At 60.3% G+C, this 16,030-nt stretch carries 17 protein-coding genes; 8 read left to right on the top strand and 9 right to left on the bottom strand.

The window, feature by feature from the left end:
- Window positions 1-257: 257 nt before the first annotated feature.
- Complete coding sequence (locus E4633_RS01845; RefSeq protein WP_135868571.1) at window positions 258-731, top strand: response regulator; 474 nt, start codon at window positions 258-260, stop codon at window positions 729-731.
- Between the two features lie 158 nt (window positions 732-889).
- On the opposite strand, the gene E4633_RS01840 is transcribed toward E4633_RS01845, so the two are convergent.
- The 4 genes from E4633_RS01840 to E4633_RS01825 all read right to left on the bottom strand — a co-directional run bounded on the left by E4633_RS01840 (window position 890) and on the right by E4633_RS01825 (window position 4,801).
- Window positions 890-1,411 carry a flavodoxin gene (locus E4633_RS01840; protein ID WP_135868570.1) on the bottom strand — a complete coding sequence of 174 codons (522 nt, stop codon included), beginning with the start codon at window positions 1,409-1,411 and terminating at the stop codon, window positions 890-892.
- A 53-nt stretch (window positions 1,412-1,464) separates the two neighbouring features.
- A complete protein-coding gene (locus tag E4633_RS01835; RefSeq protein ID WP_198419371.1) occupies window positions 1,465-2,556 on the bottom strand; it encodes an MBL fold metallo-hydrolase in 1,092 nt (363 codons plus the stop codon).
- A gap of 146 nt (window positions 2,557-2,702) precedes the next feature.
- The gene (locus tag E4633_RS01830) at window positions 2,703-3,761 is read right to left on the bottom strand and encodes an NAD(P)-dependent alcohol dehydrogenase (protein ID WP_135868569.1); all 1,059 of its coding nucleotides are present in this window, start codon (window positions 3,759-3,761) and stop codon (window positions 2,703-2,705) included.
- A gap of 29 nt (window positions 3,762-3,790) precedes the next feature.
- Window positions 3,791-4,801: an aldo/keto reductase gene (locus E4633_RS01825; protein WP_135868568.1), complete on the bottom strand. Its 1,011-nt coding sequence runs from the start codon at window positions 4,799-4,801 to the stop codon at window positions 3,791-3,793.
- 297 nt (window positions 4,802-5,098) lie between these two features.
- Here E4633_RS01825 and E4633_RS01820 point away from each other — a divergent pair, with 297 nt between their 5' ends.
- Window positions 5,099-6,016 (top strand): AraC family transcriptional regulator, encoded by a 918-nt coding sequence (locus E4633_RS01820; protein WP_135868567.1) that lies wholly within the window; start codon window positions 5,099-5,101, stop codon window positions 6,014-6,016.
- A gap of 239 nt (window positions 6,017-6,255) precedes the next feature.
- Here E4633_RS01820 and E4633_RS01815 read toward each other — a convergent pair whose 3' ends face one another.
- The 3 genes from E4633_RS01815 to trxA form a co-directional block, all read right to left on the bottom strand.
- Window positions 6,256-6,450, bottom strand: coding sequence for a hypothetical protein (locus E4633_RS01815; protein ID WP_135868566.1), 195 nt, complete (start codon window positions 6,448-6,450; stop codon window positions 6,256-6,258).
- 211 nt (window positions 6,451-6,661) lie between these two features.
- Window positions 6,662-7,174, bottom strand: a complete 513-nt coding sequence (locus E4633_RS01810; RefSeq protein WP_135868565.1) for a TlpA family protein disulfide reductase — start codon at window positions 7,172-7,174, stop codon at window positions 6,662-6,664.
- A 15-nt stretch (window positions 7,175-7,189) separates the two neighbouring features.
- The gene (trxA, locus tag E4633_RS01805; protein WP_135868564.1) at window positions 7,190-7,519 is read right to left on the bottom strand and encodes a thioredoxin; all 330 of its coding nucleotides are present in this window, start codon (window positions 7,517-7,519) and stop codon (window positions 7,190-7,192) included.
- A 211-nt stretch (window positions 7,520-7,730) separates the two neighbouring features.
- Here trxA and E4633_RS01800 point away from each other — a divergent pair, with 211 nt between their 5' ends.
- From E4633_RS01800 to hemB, 6 genes are all read left to right on the top strand, one after another.
- On the top strand, window positions 7,731-8,405 hold the full coding sequence (locus tag E4633_RS01800; protein WP_135868563.1) for a precorrin-2 dehydrogenase/sirohydrochlorin ferrochelatase family protein: 675 nt from the start codon (window positions 7,731-7,733) through the stop codon (window positions 8,403-8,405).
- Window positions 8,402-9,217 (top strand): c-type cytochrome biogenesis protein CcsB, encoded by an 816-nt coding sequence (gene ccsB, locus E4633_RS01795; RefSeq protein WP_135868562.1) that lies wholly within the window; start codon window positions 8,402-8,404, stop codon window positions 9,215-9,217. The genes E4633_RS01800 and ccsB overlap by 4 nt, the downstream gene beginning before the upstream one ends.
- A 28-nt stretch (window positions 9,218-9,245) precedes the next feature.
- A complete protein-coding gene (gene hemA, locus E4633_RS01790; RefSeq protein ID WP_135868561.1) occupies window positions 9,246-10,547 on the top strand; it encodes a glutamyl-tRNA reductase in 1,302 nt (433 codons plus the stop codon).
- A 48-nt stretch (window positions 10,548-10,595) separates the two neighbouring features.
- Window positions 10,596-11,552 (top strand): hydroxymethylbilane synthase, encoded by a 957-nt coding sequence (gene hemC / locus E4633_RS01785; protein ID WP_135868560.1) that lies wholly within the window; start codon window positions 10,596-10,598, stop codon window positions 11,550-11,552.
- A gap of 198 nt (window positions 11,553-11,750) precedes the next feature.
- Entirely contained in the window at window positions 11,751-13,289 is a 1,539-nt protein-coding gene (cobA, locus tag E4633_RS01780) for a uroporphyrinogen-III C-methyltransferase (RefSeq protein ID WP_135868559.1), read from the top strand.
- 65 nt (window positions 13,290-13,354) lie between these two features.
- On the top strand, window positions 13,355-14,374 hold the full coding sequence (gene hemB / locus E4633_RS01775; RefSeq protein WP_135868558.1) for a porphobilinogen synthase: 1,020 nt from the start codon (window positions 13,355-13,357) through the stop codon (window positions 14,372-14,374).
- A 275-nt stretch (window positions 14,375-14,649) separates the two neighbouring features.
- Here the strand turns inward: hemB and E4633_RS01770 are convergent, their stop codons facing one another.
- Both E4633_RS01770 and E4633_RS01765 read right to left on the bottom strand, forming a co-directional pair.
- Window positions 14,650-15,501 carry a rod shape-determining protein gene (locus tag E4633_RS01770; RefSeq protein WP_135868557.1) on the bottom strand — a complete coding sequence of 284 codons (852 nt, stop codon included), beginning with the start codon at window positions 15,499-15,501 and terminating at the stop codon, window positions 14,650-14,652.
- A gap of 176 nt (window positions 15,502-15,677) precedes the next feature.
- Window positions 15,678-16,010 (bottom strand): cupin domain-containing protein, encoded by a 333-nt coding sequence (locus tag E4633_RS01765; RefSeq protein ID WP_135868556.1) that lies wholly within the window; start codon window positions 16,008-16,010, stop codon window positions 15,678-15,680.
- Window positions 16,011-16,030 lie beyond the last annotated feature (20 nt).

Below are 16,030 nucleotides of genomic sequence, written 5' to 3'. Positions count from 1 at the left end.
GCAACTTCCCGCCCATTGAGGCGCTTTGAAAGTCCCCCTTTGCGAAGGGGGATTTAGGGGGATTTGCGGTTGGTTCATCAAAACCACGTGGGGAACGTGAAGGCCTCGGCGAATAATCATTCGCCCCGACTGTCCCTATCGGCAGCATTCCTACAATAGAATCATCTCCATCCCGCTATTCCTGATTGCCTATCCCGTATATCCTGTGATCATGAGCACTGTAATGGATTGGCAGCTGACCGCCTCCAGGGGGGAATATGCGTGCATTGATTATCGAGGAGAGCGAGGCGAGACGTGTCTTGTTGGAGAAGATGCTGGCGCCTCACTGCGCCGTGGAATCTGCGAGGAACGCAAAGGAGGGGCTGCGAAAGTTTATCGTGAGTTACCAGAGCGCCGATCCGTTTGCCATAGTTTGTACCGCCGATGCACTTTCCGGAATGGGCGGGAATGACCTGGTAAAGCAGATCCGGCGCCTCGAAAAATACTGGCCCGACGAGAAGGTCTCGCCGCGCACCGTCTTTTGTGTCTTTCGCGACCGTGCCGGGGAGGATCGGGTCGCCCTCGAGTTCCTGGGCGACCAGTTCACCTTCCACAACGCGACGCAGTTCAATAAGGTGGGGCTTCTTTCCGCCATCGGATTCAGCCGTGGGGTCTGGTCCAGTTTTCGTACCCTTTCGGCGCGGGCGGCCGCCTCGGCGAGAGGGCAAGCTGAAGTGCGGTGGTGGCAGTAACGTGAAGTCTTTATAGCGATATTCCAGCTGTGCAGTGGTGGCTGTCGCAGCTGGTTCGTAGCATGCGCTTCATCTCCTTTTGCTCCAAATTCGGTTCTATCCCAAAGGGAGCAGCCACTGGCCAAGGCCAGTGGCTTTTTTTGTCATTGTTTCTGTCGTTAATCGGCCGCCTCTGCTATGCCGAGCTTCTGCAACCATTCCGACAGCTTTCCTCCTGCTCTATTGACCTCTCCCCCTCGGATGGCGATGCCGTCGAGCACCGTCGCGCCGGGGCAGAGATCGGCGATGTCCCTTGCGCTTCGCCCGAGGCCTGTCCCTTCATGGGTGATGAACGGGAAGATGGCCTTGTCCGTCAGGTCGTGTCCGGCTAGAAAGGTCATCACCGGCGGCGCCACCGTATTCCACCAGTTCGGAGAGCCGACGAAGATGATGTCGTAATCGGCCGGGTCCGCTGCCGTTGCCTTCAGTTCGGGCCGGTGACGTGACTGCAATTCCCGCTTAGCCTGGGCGACGACCGTGTCGTAATCTTGCGGATAGGGGCGGGCCGGGATCAGTTCCAGCAGGTCGCCTCCCACCATTTTGTTGATCTGCCTGGCGCATTCCCGCGTATTGCCGGAATGAGAGAAATAGACGGTCAATACATTCCAACTTCCTATGGTTTTCTTGCTTTTATTGCTCATCAATCATCCTCTTTTTGCCCAAGCGGTCGATGCCCTGACCGCCGCCGAGGCAATTAAAGTTCAGCAGCGCCCCCGCCTTGTAGTACTGGGTGAGCATCACCTTCAAGGCCCTGCGGTCGAGTAGTCGGGTCTACTTGGGCCCACCATCGCCTGACATTTGCGGGATAAAGCGCATAAACCGGCTCTCCCATCAACGGCATCGAGACGCGTGTGCTGCGCGCCTGTGCCAGATGAAGGATGCGCTCGAACGGTTCCTGCCAACGGTGCATGGATAGGTCGAAGGTGCCGTTGTGGATCGGGAGCAGGACCTTCCCCTTCAGATCTATGTGCGCCTGTACCGTCTCCTCCGGCATCATGTGGACGCCGGCCCAGTGCTCGTTGTAGGCGCCCGCCTCCAGCATGGTCAGGTCGAAGGGGCCGTATTCGTCGCCGATCCTTTTGAACCCCGAGAAGTAGCCGGAATCGCCGCTGAAAAAGACACGGAAGCCGGGGGCGAGCATCACCCAGGAGCCCCACTGGGTATTGTTTCTGCCGAAGAGGCCCCGGCCGGAGAAGTGCTGCGAAGGAGTTGCGGCGAAAAGGACGCCGCCGATCTTGATCGACTGCCACCAGTCCAGCTGCCGGATCTTCTCAGAGGGGACCCCCCACTCGGCGATGATGTCGCCCACCCCGGGCGGCGTCATGAAGTACTCGGTTTTCTTGGCCAGCGCGACGATGGAGCGCCGGTCCAGGTGGTCGTAGTGATCGTGGGAGATGATCACCCCTTTTATCGGGGGAAGCTCTTCGATGCTGATCGGCGCCTTGTGAAACCTGAGCGGTCCGGCAAAAGAAATCGGCGATGCGCGGTCGGAGAACACCGGGTCGGTGAGCCAGAACGCGTTATGAAGCTTCAAAAGAACGGTAGAGTGCCCGAGCCGGAAGACCGTGTTGTCGGGTGCCGCGAGCAACTGCTCACGGGACATCTTCCGGACCGGAATCGCCCCGGTGGGAACGGTGCCGGCCGGCTTGTTGAAGAATAAGTTCCACATCACCCGGGCGCTTTCAATGAAGCTCCCCGTCGACATCACCGCCGCGTCCTGCTGCGAAGAGTGGTTCGGGCTTTTCTGCCCGGATGCGCTGCTGTCGTTGATAGATGCTGCCGCCATGGCGGTTAGGCCTCCAATACACAATACGGTGAAGACGTATCTTCCCGCCCGGGAACCGGGAACGGCCCGGACGAGAAGAAAATGGGGGCGGCGCCGGGTCCATTGACGGACCCGGCGCCTCACTGCGTGCAGTAACCACATGGGGATTATTCGGATTTGAGGGAGGCCATGTCGATGGAGAAACGGTACTTCACGTCCGACTTCACCAGCCTCTCATACGCCTCGTTGACCCGCTGGATCGGGATGATCTCCACGTCGGAGGTGATGTTGTGCTTGCCGCAGAAATCAAGCATCTCCTGGGTCTCGGCAAGCCCACCGATCAGCGAACCGGATACGCTGCGCCTACCGAACAGAAGGGCGAAGGAGGAGAGCGCGAGCGGTTTGTCCGGGGCACCAACCAGGGTGATGTTCCCTTCAAGTCCGAGCATGTTGATGTACGCGTTCAAGTCATGATCCGCTGCGACCGTGTCCAATATGAAGTTGAAGGTCCCCGCGTGCTGTTTCATCTGCTCGGCGTCGGTGGAGATGATCACCTCGTCGGCACCCAAACGCAGCGCGTCCTCATTCTTGCCGGTGGAGGTGGTGAAGACCACGACGTGGGCGCCGAAGGCCTTGGCGAACTTGACCCCCATGTGCCCCAGGCCGCCAAGCCCCACCACGCCGACCTTTTTCCCCTTGATGTCGCCCCAGCGGTGGATCGGTGAGTAGGTGGTTATCCCGGCGCAAAGTAGCGGAGCGACCCCGGCGAGGTTGAGGTTCGCCGGAACGTGCAGCACGAAGTGCTCGTCCACGACGATGCTGTCCGAGTAACCGCCGTAGGTGACACCGCCCAGGTGCTTGTCGGGGGAGTTGTAGGTGAAGGTCGCGTTGCCGCAGAACTGCTCGAGGTCCGCCTTGCAGCTCGGGCAGGTGTGGTCGGAGTCGACCAGGCAGCCGACGCCCGCGAGATCGCCGGGTTTGAACTTGGTCACCGCGGAGCCGACCTTGGTTACGCGCCCCACGATCTCATGCCCCGGAACGCAGGGGTAAATGGTGGGCATGACGCTGTTCCACTCGTCGCGCACCGTATGCAGGTCGGAGTGGCAGATGCCGCAGTAAAGGATTTCGATCTGGATGTCGCGCTCGGTCGGCTCCCGGCGCTGGATGACCGTGGATGCCAGCGGTGCGGTTGCGCTTGCGGCGGAGTAGGCTTTTGCTTTGTACATGGTTTATCCTCCTGTTCTTTCTCTTTGGGTTAGCGGTTGGTCAGCTTTTCCAGCATCTCGGGGTAGCGGCCCCCTTCCACGTGGATCTTCGCCGCCGCACCGTCGATTTCACTCAGGTCCTCGGCGCTCAGGCTGACTTTGGTGGCGCCGATGTTCTCCTCCAGGCGCTCGAGCTTAGTGGTGCCAGGGATCGGTACGATCCACGGTTTCTGGGCCAGAAGCCAAGCGAGGGCGATCTGCGCGGGGGTGGCCTGTTTCTTCGCGGCGATGGTGCCGAGCAGATCGACCAGCGCCTGGTTCGCCCGGCGTGCTTCCGGCGTGAAGCGGGGGAGGGTGGTCCGGAAGTCGGTGCTGTCGAAGGTGGTGCCGGCGTCGATCTTGCCGGTGAGGAATCCCTTGCCCAGGGGGCTGTAGGCGACAAGGCCGATACCGAGCTCTTCAAGGGTGGGGAGGATCTCCTCCTCGGGGCGCCTCCACCAAAGCGAATATTCATTTTGCAGCGCCGCCACCGGCTGTACCGCATGGGCGCGACGGATGGTCTGGACCCCTGCCTCGGAGAGCCCGAAGTACTTCACCTTGCCTTCCTTGATCAGCTCCTTCACCGCGCCCGCCACCTCTTCGATGGGGACATCCGGGTCGACGCGGTGCTGGTAGAAGAGGTCGATGGTGTCGATCCTGAGCCGCTTCAGCGAGGCTTCCGCAACCGCCCTTATGTGTTCGGGACGGCTGTTCAGGGCGGGCGTCGCTCCCTTCATTCCCCTCGGGTCCTTACCGGGTGCTATGTCGAAGCCGAACTTGGTGGCGATCACCACCTTGTCGCGCAGCGGGGCGAGCGCCTCGCCCACCAGCTCCTCGTTGGTGAAGGGGCCGTACACTTCAGCGGTGTCGAAGAAGTCGACGCCGCGCTCAACGGCGGCATGCAGCAGGGCGATCATCTCCCCCTTGTCCTTCGGGGGGCCATACGAAAAGCTCATCCCCATGCACCCGAGGCCGAGTGCCGAGACCTCGAGACCGCTTTTACCCAATTTTCTCTTTTGCATTCGTTTCTCCTTTTGTCGGACTCAAAACCGCCGGGGTGTCGGGTTCGCAGACACATCCGCAAATTCTACCGCAGTGCGCGTCATGCTCCATCCCGCAACGCCAGGTAATCCCCTTTTGAGGATGATCAGATCCTACTACCGGGAAAGAGAAGGGAGGTAGACCGATCCTGTCTATTTTTTGCCTGATCCTGCGAATGCTGCGAAAAAAGTTGTCAAGCCGGTGGAGGGTGAGTAGTCTGCCTTCAGGGAAGTTGCAGATAAAACGACTGGTTACGCAGGTGATTGAGGGGCTGCAAGATGGACACAGCGATCGAGAATTTGAAGCTTAATATTGCACGATGGACCGAAGCAGGGGAGCTTTTCGATACTGCGATCCCCGGACTGGCCCTCTTCAAGCGGGAGGACGTGACCGAGCCGGTGAGCGGCATGTACGAGCCGAGTGTGTGCCTCGTCGTTCAGGGGGCCAAGCGGGTGAAGCTTGGAGAAGAAACTCTCGTTTACGACGCCAGGCATTTTCTGATCACCTCGGTGCATCTCCCCACAGTGGTCCAGGTTATCGAAGCGAGTCCCGAAAAGCCTTATCTCGGGCTGCGGCTGATGCTTGATCTGCGTGAGGTCTCGCAGCTGATGCTCGACAGTAGCCTTCCGCAACCGCGCGCGCAGCAATCGAGCCGCGGCATGGCCGTCGGCGAGGTGACTCATCCTCTCATCAGTGCCTTTGAACGGCTGGTCGATCTTTTGGACGACGAAAACGACATCCCCATACTCGCCCCGATGATACAGCGGGAAATCATTTACCGTCTGTTGGTGGGCGACCAGGGGGCGCGCCTGCGCCAGATGGCTTCGGCGGGAAGCCAGAGCCAGCAAATCGCGCGGGCCATCGACTGGCTGAAAGGGAACTATGCCACCCCGCTGCGCATCGAAGACCTGGCAGCCCGGGTCAGTATGAGCACGTCGACCTTCCACCACCATTTCCGGACCCTGACCGCGATGAGCCCGCTGCAGTACCAGAAGATGCTGCGCCTGAACGAAGCCCGGCGCCTAATGTTGGCTGAACGAGTGGATGCGACCACCGCCGCTTTCAACGTCGGCTACGAGAGCACCTCCCAATTCAGCCGCGAGTACAGCCGATTGTTCGGCGCGCCACCCTTGCGAGACATCACATACCTGCGACAGTCTGCCATCAGCGACGTTCGGACCTCGGCTTCGGCGTGATCCCTTCTTACCCTGTTTGCTGATGCCGAGGGGAAACATCTTTGCACCGTCTCCGACGGAGCGAAGGTACCCATCAACGGAGCGAAGGTCCCCATCAACGGAGCGATGGTACCCATCAACGGAACGTTGGTCCCCACCGGCGGACCGTTTATCCCCACCGACTCCGGAGGGAGATGATTACTTGGGGCTGGTTGCGACGTTGTTGCGATTCAAGGGTCGAGCAGAAAGTTTCGATGGGATTACTGCTGGTCTTCCACGTTCCAATAAGGCTGGGTTACCTTGGGAGCTGCCACGTCTTCTTTGGTAACAATAACCAGTTCCACTTCTTCGCCGACATGGGATCTGATTTGATCCGCTTCGTTAATGCTTTTCAGCTCAAGAACCGCATGGCCTTCCTGGTCCAGCCCAATCACACCCTTTGTTCTCAGTTCCATGGCTACCTCCTCTCATCCTTGACGATTGGCTGTTCAAGCACCAACGAATCCTGCTATTTGATTAGAAAAAGTCAATAGCGTGCCGTGGGAACGATTGGGGGGAGGGCGGTATGAGAAGGGCAGGATAAAAAAAGAGCGGTCGACTGTGCTGTGACACTTTGAGGTGTCGCAGCCAGACGCCGCTCTTTTCGTTTTTCAGGTCCGGCTTAGCCTATTCGGCGAGGAGCCTTTTTACGGTCTCTTCCAGTCCCCTTGCGGTCTGGTCCGAGAAACCCTGGAACCTTTCCACCACGATGCCCTTTTTGTTGATCACGAACAGGGTGGGGATGGAGCGCAGCCCGTACTCGGTCTGCAGGTCCTCACCGGCAATGGCAACCGGGTAACTGACCTTTCTCTCGGCGATGAAGTTCTTGACGTCGCGATCGCTCCCCTCATCGACGCTTACTCCGAGTACCTGTAGCCCCTGCTTGCCGTATTTGGCACGTAGCGAGTTCAGGTGCGGGATCGCTTCCTTGCAGGGGATGCACCAGGTAGCGAAGAAATCCATTACCAGGACATAGCCCTTGTAGTTGTTGAGCGTGATCTGCTGTCCTATGGTGGTGGTCAGCTTGATCGGGGGGGCGGGATCCCCTTTCTGCAGTATGGCTGCTGCAGGCTGGCTGGAGAGCAAAAGCCCTGCGAGTGCCAGGGGAACGGCTTTCATCGCGAACTTCTTGAACAACATCTGCTTTTTCCTTTTTTAGAGAGCTTTCTGGATCAGGGCGTCGAGCTGTGCCTTGGGAATGGCGCCGACAACCTGGTCTACTACCTTGCCGTCTTTGATGAGGATCACGGTGGGGATGCCGCGCACGCCGTACTTGCCGGGTGTCGCCGGGTTATCGTCCACGTTGACCTTGCCTACTTTGACGCGTCCTTCGTATTCGGACGCTACCGTATCGATGAGGGGCGCGATGGCTTTGCAGGGGGCGCACCAGGTGGCCCAGAAGTCTACCAGTACCGGGATGTCGGACTGCAGTACTTCTTTCTCAAAATTGTCATCGGTAAAGGTTTGTACGTTTTCGCTGGCCATTGACCTTCTCCTTTATTAAAAAAGTGGTTTCTACTATAAATGAGCGGATGAAAAAAGCAAGGAGTAATTGCCCGCGCGGAGGGCGGGAAAGAATACCAGTGAAACCCGCTTCATCGTTCATGTATTCAGCATTGACACTCTTTCCGGTTCGGGCCATATTAGCGCCGGTTGAGGTAGTCATAGCTCTTTATTTCCATACCGGAGAAACATGGTGCGCCACTATCCTATCAACATGAACCTCGAGGGCCGGCTCGTGGTGATCGTAGGCGGCGGCAGGGTGGCGGAACGCAAGGCGAAACGGCTGGTGGAAGCCGGCGCGAAGCTTGTCGTTGTGTCCCCGGTCCTTACCGGGCCGCTTGCCCTTCTGGCCGCTGAGGGCAAACTGCTGCACCTTTGCCGCGTCTACCAGCCTGGCGACCTGACCGGCGCCGTGCTCAGCTTCGCCGCCACCGACGCTCCAGTCGTCAACCGCATGGTCGTGGAGGAGGCGCGAGCCCTCAGCATACTTATAGACAGCGTCGATGCGCCGCGGGAAAGCGACTTTGCCACCCCTGCCGTTTTACAACAGGGAGAACTGCTCATAACTGTTTCGACCGGTGGCGCCAGCCCCGTACTGGCACGGCGTATCGTCGAACAGCTTGAGCCTCTCTTTGGTTCTGAATACAGTGAAGCAGTTGCTCTTTTAGGAACTGTCCGTGAAAAGCTATTGACTGAAAAGGTGGGGAACGCATACAATGACCCGGTTTTTGCCGAGCTTGCCGCGCTGGATCTACCCACGCTGATCAGGACCGGGCAGAGAGATGCCATAGACCAGATACTCCAGAAGCTCTCAGCTACCGGGGCCACATCGGACTCGGTAGGAGCAGGAAAAAAGGACCCTTCATGAACGCCTTGCTCTTCAACAGCACCCTGGTCATCTATGCGGTTGTCACCGCCATCTACCTCCTGTACTTGCTCAAGCCGAAGGAATCGCTGGGCAAAGTAGGACTGTGGCTCACCCTCGCGGGCTTTGTCGTGCATTGCGGCTTCACGGTCAATCGCTACCTCGAGGCCGGGCACACACCGATCACCAACCTGCACGAATCGCTTTCCTTCTTCAGCCTCGCCATCGTCGGCATCTTCATTCTTTTCGAAAGGCGCTACAAGATCAGCATCCTCGGCTCCTTCATGATGCCGCTTGCGCTTTTGGTGATGGCGATCTCCGCCTCGTTTTCCAGCGTTATCCCGCCGCTCAACCCGGCGCTTAAGAGCAAGTGGCTTGCCGTCCACACCATCATGGCTTTCTTGGGCTACGCCGCCTTCGCTATCTCCTTCGGCGTCAGCATCATGTATCTGATCCAGTCGCACTTCCTGAAGACGCGCCGGCTCGGGCCCATGTTCCAGAAACTCCCCGCGCTCGACCTTCTGGACGACATCAGCTACCGTTGCCTCACCTTCGGTTTCCCGCTGCTCACATTCGCCATCATCTCCGGCGCCATCTGGGCCGAGACCGCGTGGGGCACTTACTGGAGCTGGGATCCCAAGGAGACCTGGTCGCTCATCACCTGGTTCATCTACGCCGCTCTCTTGCACGGCAGACTGACCACCGGATGGCGCGGCAGGAAGGCCGCCATGCTCTCCATCTTCGGCTTTGTCATCATGCTCTTCACCTTCCTCGGCGTAAACCTGTTGCTGCCGGGACTGCACAGCTACAAGTAAGGGATTTCCCCAAGGGGCAGGCATTGTTATGAACATTATTGTGGTAGGCCTTTCGCATAAAACTGCCGGCGTTGAAATAAGGGAAAAAATCGCATTTTCTCCCACCCAGATGGAGAAGCCGCTGAAGGCGCTCGTGGAACTGCCGGACATCACCGAGGCGGTGATCGTCTCCACCTGCAACCGTGTCGAAGTTTACGCCACCACCCGCGACGTCGCAGGGGGGATGGCGCGCCTGAAGCGTTTCCTCGCTGACTACCACAACTTCCCGCTGGAGACGCTGGAGAAGCACCTCTACAGCTACCACGGTGAGGACGCCACCCGCCACGTGTTCCGCGTCGCCTCAAGCCTCGACTCGATGGTGGTGGGCGAGCCGCAGATCCTCGGGCAGATCAAGACCTCCTACGGCTACGCGGCCGAGTTCAAGAGCTCCGGCATCATCCTGAACCGTTTCCTCCACAAGGCGTTCTCCGTGGCGAAGCGCGTGAGGACCGAGACGAAGATCGCCTCCTCCGCCGTTTCCGTCGCCTTTGCCGCGGTTGAACTTGCCAAGAAGATCTTCGGCGAGCTGGGCGACAAGACCGTCCTGCTCATCGGCGCAGGCGAGATGTGCGAGCTGGCGGCGAAACACTTCATCAACGTCGGCGTGCGCGGCGTCATGGTCACGAACCGCACCTACGAGCGCGCCGAGAAACTCGCCGAGGAGTTCGATGCCAAACCGGTCCGCTTCGAAGACCTGATGGATCATCTCCCGAAGGCGGACATCATCCTCTCATCGACCGGTGCTCCGCACTTCATCATCCGCGAAAACGACATGGAGGAGGTGCTGCGTCGCCGCAAGCATAAGCCGATGTTCTTCATCGACATCGCTGTGCCGCGCGACATCGATCCGAAGGTGAACGACGTCGAGAACTGTTACCTCTACACCGTCGACGACCTGAACGGCGTCGTTGCCACGAACCTCGAGCAGCGCAAGATCGAGGCGGCCAAGGCCGAGGCGATCGTCGAGCAGGAAATCGGTCAGTTCTTCAAGTGGCTTGCCTCCCTCGACGTGACCCCGACCATCGTGGCGCTCAGAAGCCATTTCGACGAGATCAGGAAGGCGGAACTCGCGAAGACGCTGTCGAACTGGAAGGACCTCCCCCCCGGTGCGGAGAAGAAGCTCGAAGCCCTCACCAACGCCATCATGAACAAGCTGCTGCATCAGCCGACGAGCACCCTGAAAAGGACCGACCAGGGAAGCCGCAACGACCTCTACGTCGACGCGCTGCGCAGCCTGTTCGACCTGCAGACGGAAGCGGAGCAGGAGAACCTGATGGAGCTGGAAGACTAACAGGATAAAGAAACAGGCACACATACAGATAAAGGAGAAACGGACAAAATGGCGCTGAAGGAGCTGAGAATAGGAACCCGCGCGAGCCAGCTCGCACTCTGGCAGGCAAACTGGGTGAAGTCCGAACTGGAAAAACGCTACCCGGACATGACGGTGACCCTGAAGAAGATCAAGACCATCGGCGACAAGATCCTCGACGTACCGCTGGCACAGGTGGGCGGCAAGGGACTCTTCGTGAAGGAGATCGAGGAGGCGATGCTGCGCGGCGAGATCGATATCGCGGTGCACAGCATGAAGGACGTCCCGACCGAATTTCCGGAAGGGCTCGGCCTTTACTGCATCACCAAGCGTGAAGACCCGCGCGACGCGGTGATCTCCAAGGGGGTCAAGTTCGCCGACCTGCCGCAGGGCGCCCGCATCGGCACCTCGGCGCTCCGTCGCCAGGCGCAGCTCCTGAAGGTCCGTCCCGACCTCGAGATGGTCATCATCCGCGGCAACGTCGAGACCCGTATGAACAAGCTGGAGACCGAGGGGCTTGACGCCGTCATCCTCGCCGCCGCCGGCCTGAACCGTCTGGGCTTCGCCGATCGCGTCACCGAGCTCCTTCCGGCCGACCTCTCCCTGCCGGCCATCGGCCAGGGCGCCCTCGGCATCGAGTGCAACCTCTCCAACGAGGCGGTGAAGGACGCGATCTCCTTCTTCAACGACTCCGACACGAGCCGCGCCGTGCGCGCCGAGCGCGCCCTCCTCTGGCGCTGCGAGGGGGGCTGCCAGGTTCCCATCGCCGCTTACGGCGAAGTGAGCGGCGACGAGCTGAAGCTGACCGGCTTCATCGCCAGCGTTGACGGCAAGGTCTCCGTGAAGGGGAGCGTGACCGGTCCGGCCGACGACTGCGAGAAGCTGGGCGTGAAACTCGCCGAGCAGCTCTTGAACGAGGGGGGCCACGCCATCCTCGCCGAGGTCTACCAGCGCGAAGTCTCCCGGGAGAAGGAAATCCCGGTATAGAAACCAAAAAGCATTGCCACAGAGGGCGCGGAGGTCCACAGAGGACCCAGAGGAAAAGCAAAACCCTGAACTTTGAGGGTTCCTCTGTGACTCTCTGTGACCTCTGTGGTTAACGCTTTCGCTTTTTTCGCTTAAGGCTAACGGTTCTACCTTAGCCTTTTGCCTTTTGCGCACGACACTCACTTTTCCTGGTGCGAGATGACCGTTCAAACGACTAACAAAGGCTACGTCTACCTGATCGGCGCGGGGCCGGGCGACCCGGGGCTCATCACGGTCAAGGGACGCGACTGCCTGGCGAAGGCCCAGGTGGTGATGTACGACTACCTGGCCAACGACGAATTGCTGCGCTACGCGCCGAAAGGGGCGGAACTCATCTACGCGGGGAAGGTCGGCGGTGAGCACAACCGCGAGCAGAGCCAGATCAACGAGATGCTCGTGCAGAAGGCGCTCTCCGGGAAGGTGGTGGCGCGTCTCAAGGGGGGCGACTCTTTCATCTTCGGGCGCGGCGGCGAGGAGTGCGAGGCGCTGGTCGAGGTGGGAATCCCCTTCGAGATCGTGCCGGGCATCACCGCTGCCGTCGGCGCCACGAGCTACGCAGGCATCCCGCTCACCCACCGCGGCGTCACCACGTCGGTCGCCTTCGTTACCGGCCACGAAAAGAAGGGGAAGGCTTCGTCGGAGATCGACTGGGAAGGGCTTTCTCTTGGAAGCGGCACCGTGGTCTTCTACATGGGGGTCACCAACCTGCCGCACATCGCCCGGAGCCTCATGGACCACGGCCGCGCACCGGAGACACCGGTTGCCCTGATCAGATGGGGAACGCGCCCGGAGCAGGAGGTGCTGGTCGGGACGCTCGCTGATATCGCCGAGAAGGCCAGAACCGCAGGGTTCAAGGCGCCCGCCATCACGGTGGTCGGCGAAGTGGTTAGTCTTCGGGAAACGCTGCGCTGGTTCGACAACCGTCCGCTCTTCGGACGCTCGGTCATGGTCACTCGCGGTGCCGATCAGGCGGGAGAGTTCGCCACCAAGCTGGAGCAGTTGGGAGCCCACACGCACTGCTGTCCGACCATCGAGATCGTGCCGCCGCAAAGTTACGCGGCGCTCGACGAGGCGATCAGCGCACTCGACAGCTTTCACTGGATCATCTTCACCTCGTACAACACGGTCCAATACTTTTTCAACCGGCTCCGCGAGCACGGCCTTGATTCACGGGCGCTCGGGCGTTGCCGCGTCTGCGCCGTCGGTCCGAAGACCGGCGCCGCCCTCGAGGCATACGGCATCCGCCCCGACCTGATTCCCGCCGACTACAAGGCCGAAGGCGTCGTGGCGGCGTTTGCCGAGATGGACATGGACGGGAAGTGGGTGCTTTTCCCGAAAGGGGACCGTGCCCGCGACGTGATCCCGGAAGAGCTGGGTCGGCTTGGAGCGCAGGTCATCGCGCCGGTCGCCTACGCGAACCGTACCCCTGAAGAAATCCCGGCCGAGGCGCTTGCCGCCCTCGAGGAGAAGCGCCTGGACTGTGTTAGCTTCACCTCCTCCTCCACGGTGCAGAACCTCGCCGCGATCCTTGGCGAGAACCGTTTCCTGCACCTGATGGAAGGGGTGAAGGTCGCCTCCATCGGCCCCATCACTTCGAAAACCTGCCGTGACCTGGGGCTTGAAGTGCACATGGAGCCGGCCGAGTACACGCTCGACGCGCTCGCCCGGGAGATGGTCTCCTATTTCCGGCAGCGCTAAGAAGTATTTCCTGCATCACTTGATGAGTAACAGAAACGCAACGCAGACACGCAAAGGAGAGACCTATGTTCTACCCGTTGTACAGAGCGAGAAGGATTCGGGGCAAGGAAGTTTTCAGAAACATGGTCCGTGAGACCTCCGTCTCCGCCAACGACCTCATATACCCGATGTTTTCTGCCTTCGGCAAGGGGATCAAGAAGGAGATCTCCTCCATGCCCGGCATCTACCAGCAGTCCATCGAGAACATCGTTGAGGAGGCCCAGGAGGTTTACGAGCTGGGCGTTCCGGCGGTGATCCTGTTCGGCATTCCCGAGCAGAAGGACGCCATGGGCAGCGACGCCTACTCCGATACCGGCATCATCCAGGAGACCATCCGCGCCATCAAGAAAGAGGTCCCGAACCTTGCCGTCATAACCGACGTCTGCATGTGCGAGTACACCGACCACGGGCACTGCGGCGTGATCAAGAACGGCGACGTGGACAACGACGAGACCCTCGAGCTTCTGGCACGTGAGGCGCTCTCCCACGCAAGGGCAGGCGCCGATATGGTTGCCCCCTCCGACATGATGGACGGCCGCGTGGCAGCGATCCGCGAGGCGCTCGACAACAACGGCTACAACAATATCCCGCTGATGAGCTACGCGGTGAAGTACGCCTCCGGCTACTACGGTCCGTTCCGTGAGGCCGCCGAGTCCACCCCGCAGTTCGGTGACCGCCGTTCCTACCAGATGGACCCGGCGAACCGTCTCGAGGCGATCCGCGAAGCGCGCATGGACGTGGAGGAAGGGGCCGACATCCTGATGGTCAAGCCCGGCCTTCCCTACCTCGACATCGTGCGCGAGGTGAGAAACGAGTTCAACCTCCCGACCGCAGTGTACAACGTCTCCGGCGAGTACAGCATGGTGAAGGCCGCCGCCAACATGGGGTGGATCGACGAGGACCGTGTCGTCATGGAGACCATGATGTCCTTCAAACGCGCCGGCGCCGACCTGATCCTGACCTACCACTCGAAAGAGGTGGCGAAGCTCCTGAAGAAGGGGTACGAGGCGGACCTGCGCGAGCGTTGCGGCTGCGGCTGCAAGTAGAGAGCGGCCTGCGCTCTTTGCCGACCTGAAAAACGAAAGCCCCTGCCGGGATCCGGCAGGGGCTTTTTTGTTCCTCTAATGCATCAGTTCTGCCGCATACCGCACATACCCTCTCCCTCCGGGAGAGGGCAGGGTGAGGGCGTTGGCAGCTGCTAGCTCCTCACTTCATGGCAATGCCCTCACCCGCCCTTTGGGCACCCTCTCCCGCAGGGCGAGGGGATGGACGGGGGCAGACGAGTGGGTGAGGTCTGGGAGGGGAGGTTACGCCGCGGGTGCTACTTCCACCGGTTCAGCATGACGACGACCGGGAGGATGGCGCGCGCCCCCTCGACTACAGCGCGGCGCGGATTTCTTGCACGGGTGATGTTGACGCCGGTGCGGTCTTCGAGCAACCTGCGCACCCCGGGGATGAGCGCGCCGCCGCCGGTCAGGCAGATGCCGCCGTAGATGATGTCGCATCCCCATTCGTCGGGCAGGTCCCTCAGGAAGGAGTCGACACCATCGGCTATCTCTTCCAGGACCGGCTTGACCGCGGCCGCGACCGCCATGCTTCCCAGGACATCTTCAGGTGCGTTGATGCCGCAGTCGCGCAGGAGCTGGTCCGCCACGTCCTCGCTAATCGAATGGCGGGCTGCGATGGCTTCGCGCATCCGGCAGCACCCGCCCCTGAGGGCGTAGCTTGCGACGAGCCTTCCGGAGCGGATCACGGCACAATCGGTGACCCCCTCTCCGATGTCGACCACCATCTGGGCATAGGGAGATGAGACGTCCAGGCCGGCTCCGACCGCGGCAGCGAGCGGTTCCGGAATGATGGATACCGAGGCCGCGCCCGCCTTCATGATGCAGTCCGCCAGCAGCCCTCTTTCTTGCTCGCTCGCGTCGGTCGGGGCGCAGCCGAGGATGCTCGGCTTTACGATGCCGAAGACCCGGCGGCATTCCAGAAGGGGGTGCAAGATGCGGTAGGCGGCGTCGCCGTTCACGACGACACCGTTGCGCAGCGCCTTGGTGGCGCCGATTCTTGAGGGGAGCTCGAAGAGCTGTGAGTTACCGGTGGCGATACGAGTGGTTGCCGTTCCGACATCAAGGGCGACGTGCTGCCGCCACTGCTCGACATTGAAAAAAACCATAATCCCGCTCCGACAAATTACTGTTGCTGCAACGAATCGGAGCATAGCCCATGGTTGAAAAAGGGTCAAACAAAAGCGTTACCACAGAGGTCACCAAGGTCCACAGAGGGCACAGAGGAAAAACAAAACATGACCTTCGCCTTTCCTCCGTGTCCTCTGTGTTCCGCTTTTAGGTTCTAAGCCCTTATCATCACCAGAAGCATCTTGAAGCGCTTCACCGCGCGCAGCGAGTGCGGTATGTTCGCCGGCATGATGATGATTTCTCCGGCCGTCACGTTGTGGGCCTTCCCGTCTATGTTGATTTCCGCTTCGCCGTCAATCACCTGCACGAAGGCATCGTAGGGAGCGGTGTGTTCACTCAGCCCTTCACCAGCATCGAAGGCGAAGGCGGTGATGGTGCCTACTGGCTTGTCTATGACCGTCCTGCTGACCACCGCGCCGTCCTGATAGCCCGCCAGATTCGCCAGATTCAGTGCTTCGCCCAGTGCCACGCCTTTTTTCTCTGCCATGTCGCTACTCCTTGTCAGTG

Origin of the sequence: Geomonas terrae (genome assembly GCF_004791675.1) — a bacterium.
Taxonomy (GTDB): domain Bacteria; phylum Desulfobacterota; class Desulfuromonadia; order Geobacterales; family Geobacteraceae; genus Geomonas; species Geomonas edaphica.
Note: the sequence above shows the minus strand (reverse complement) of the source record. Positions and strands in the feature narration are given on the sequence as shown.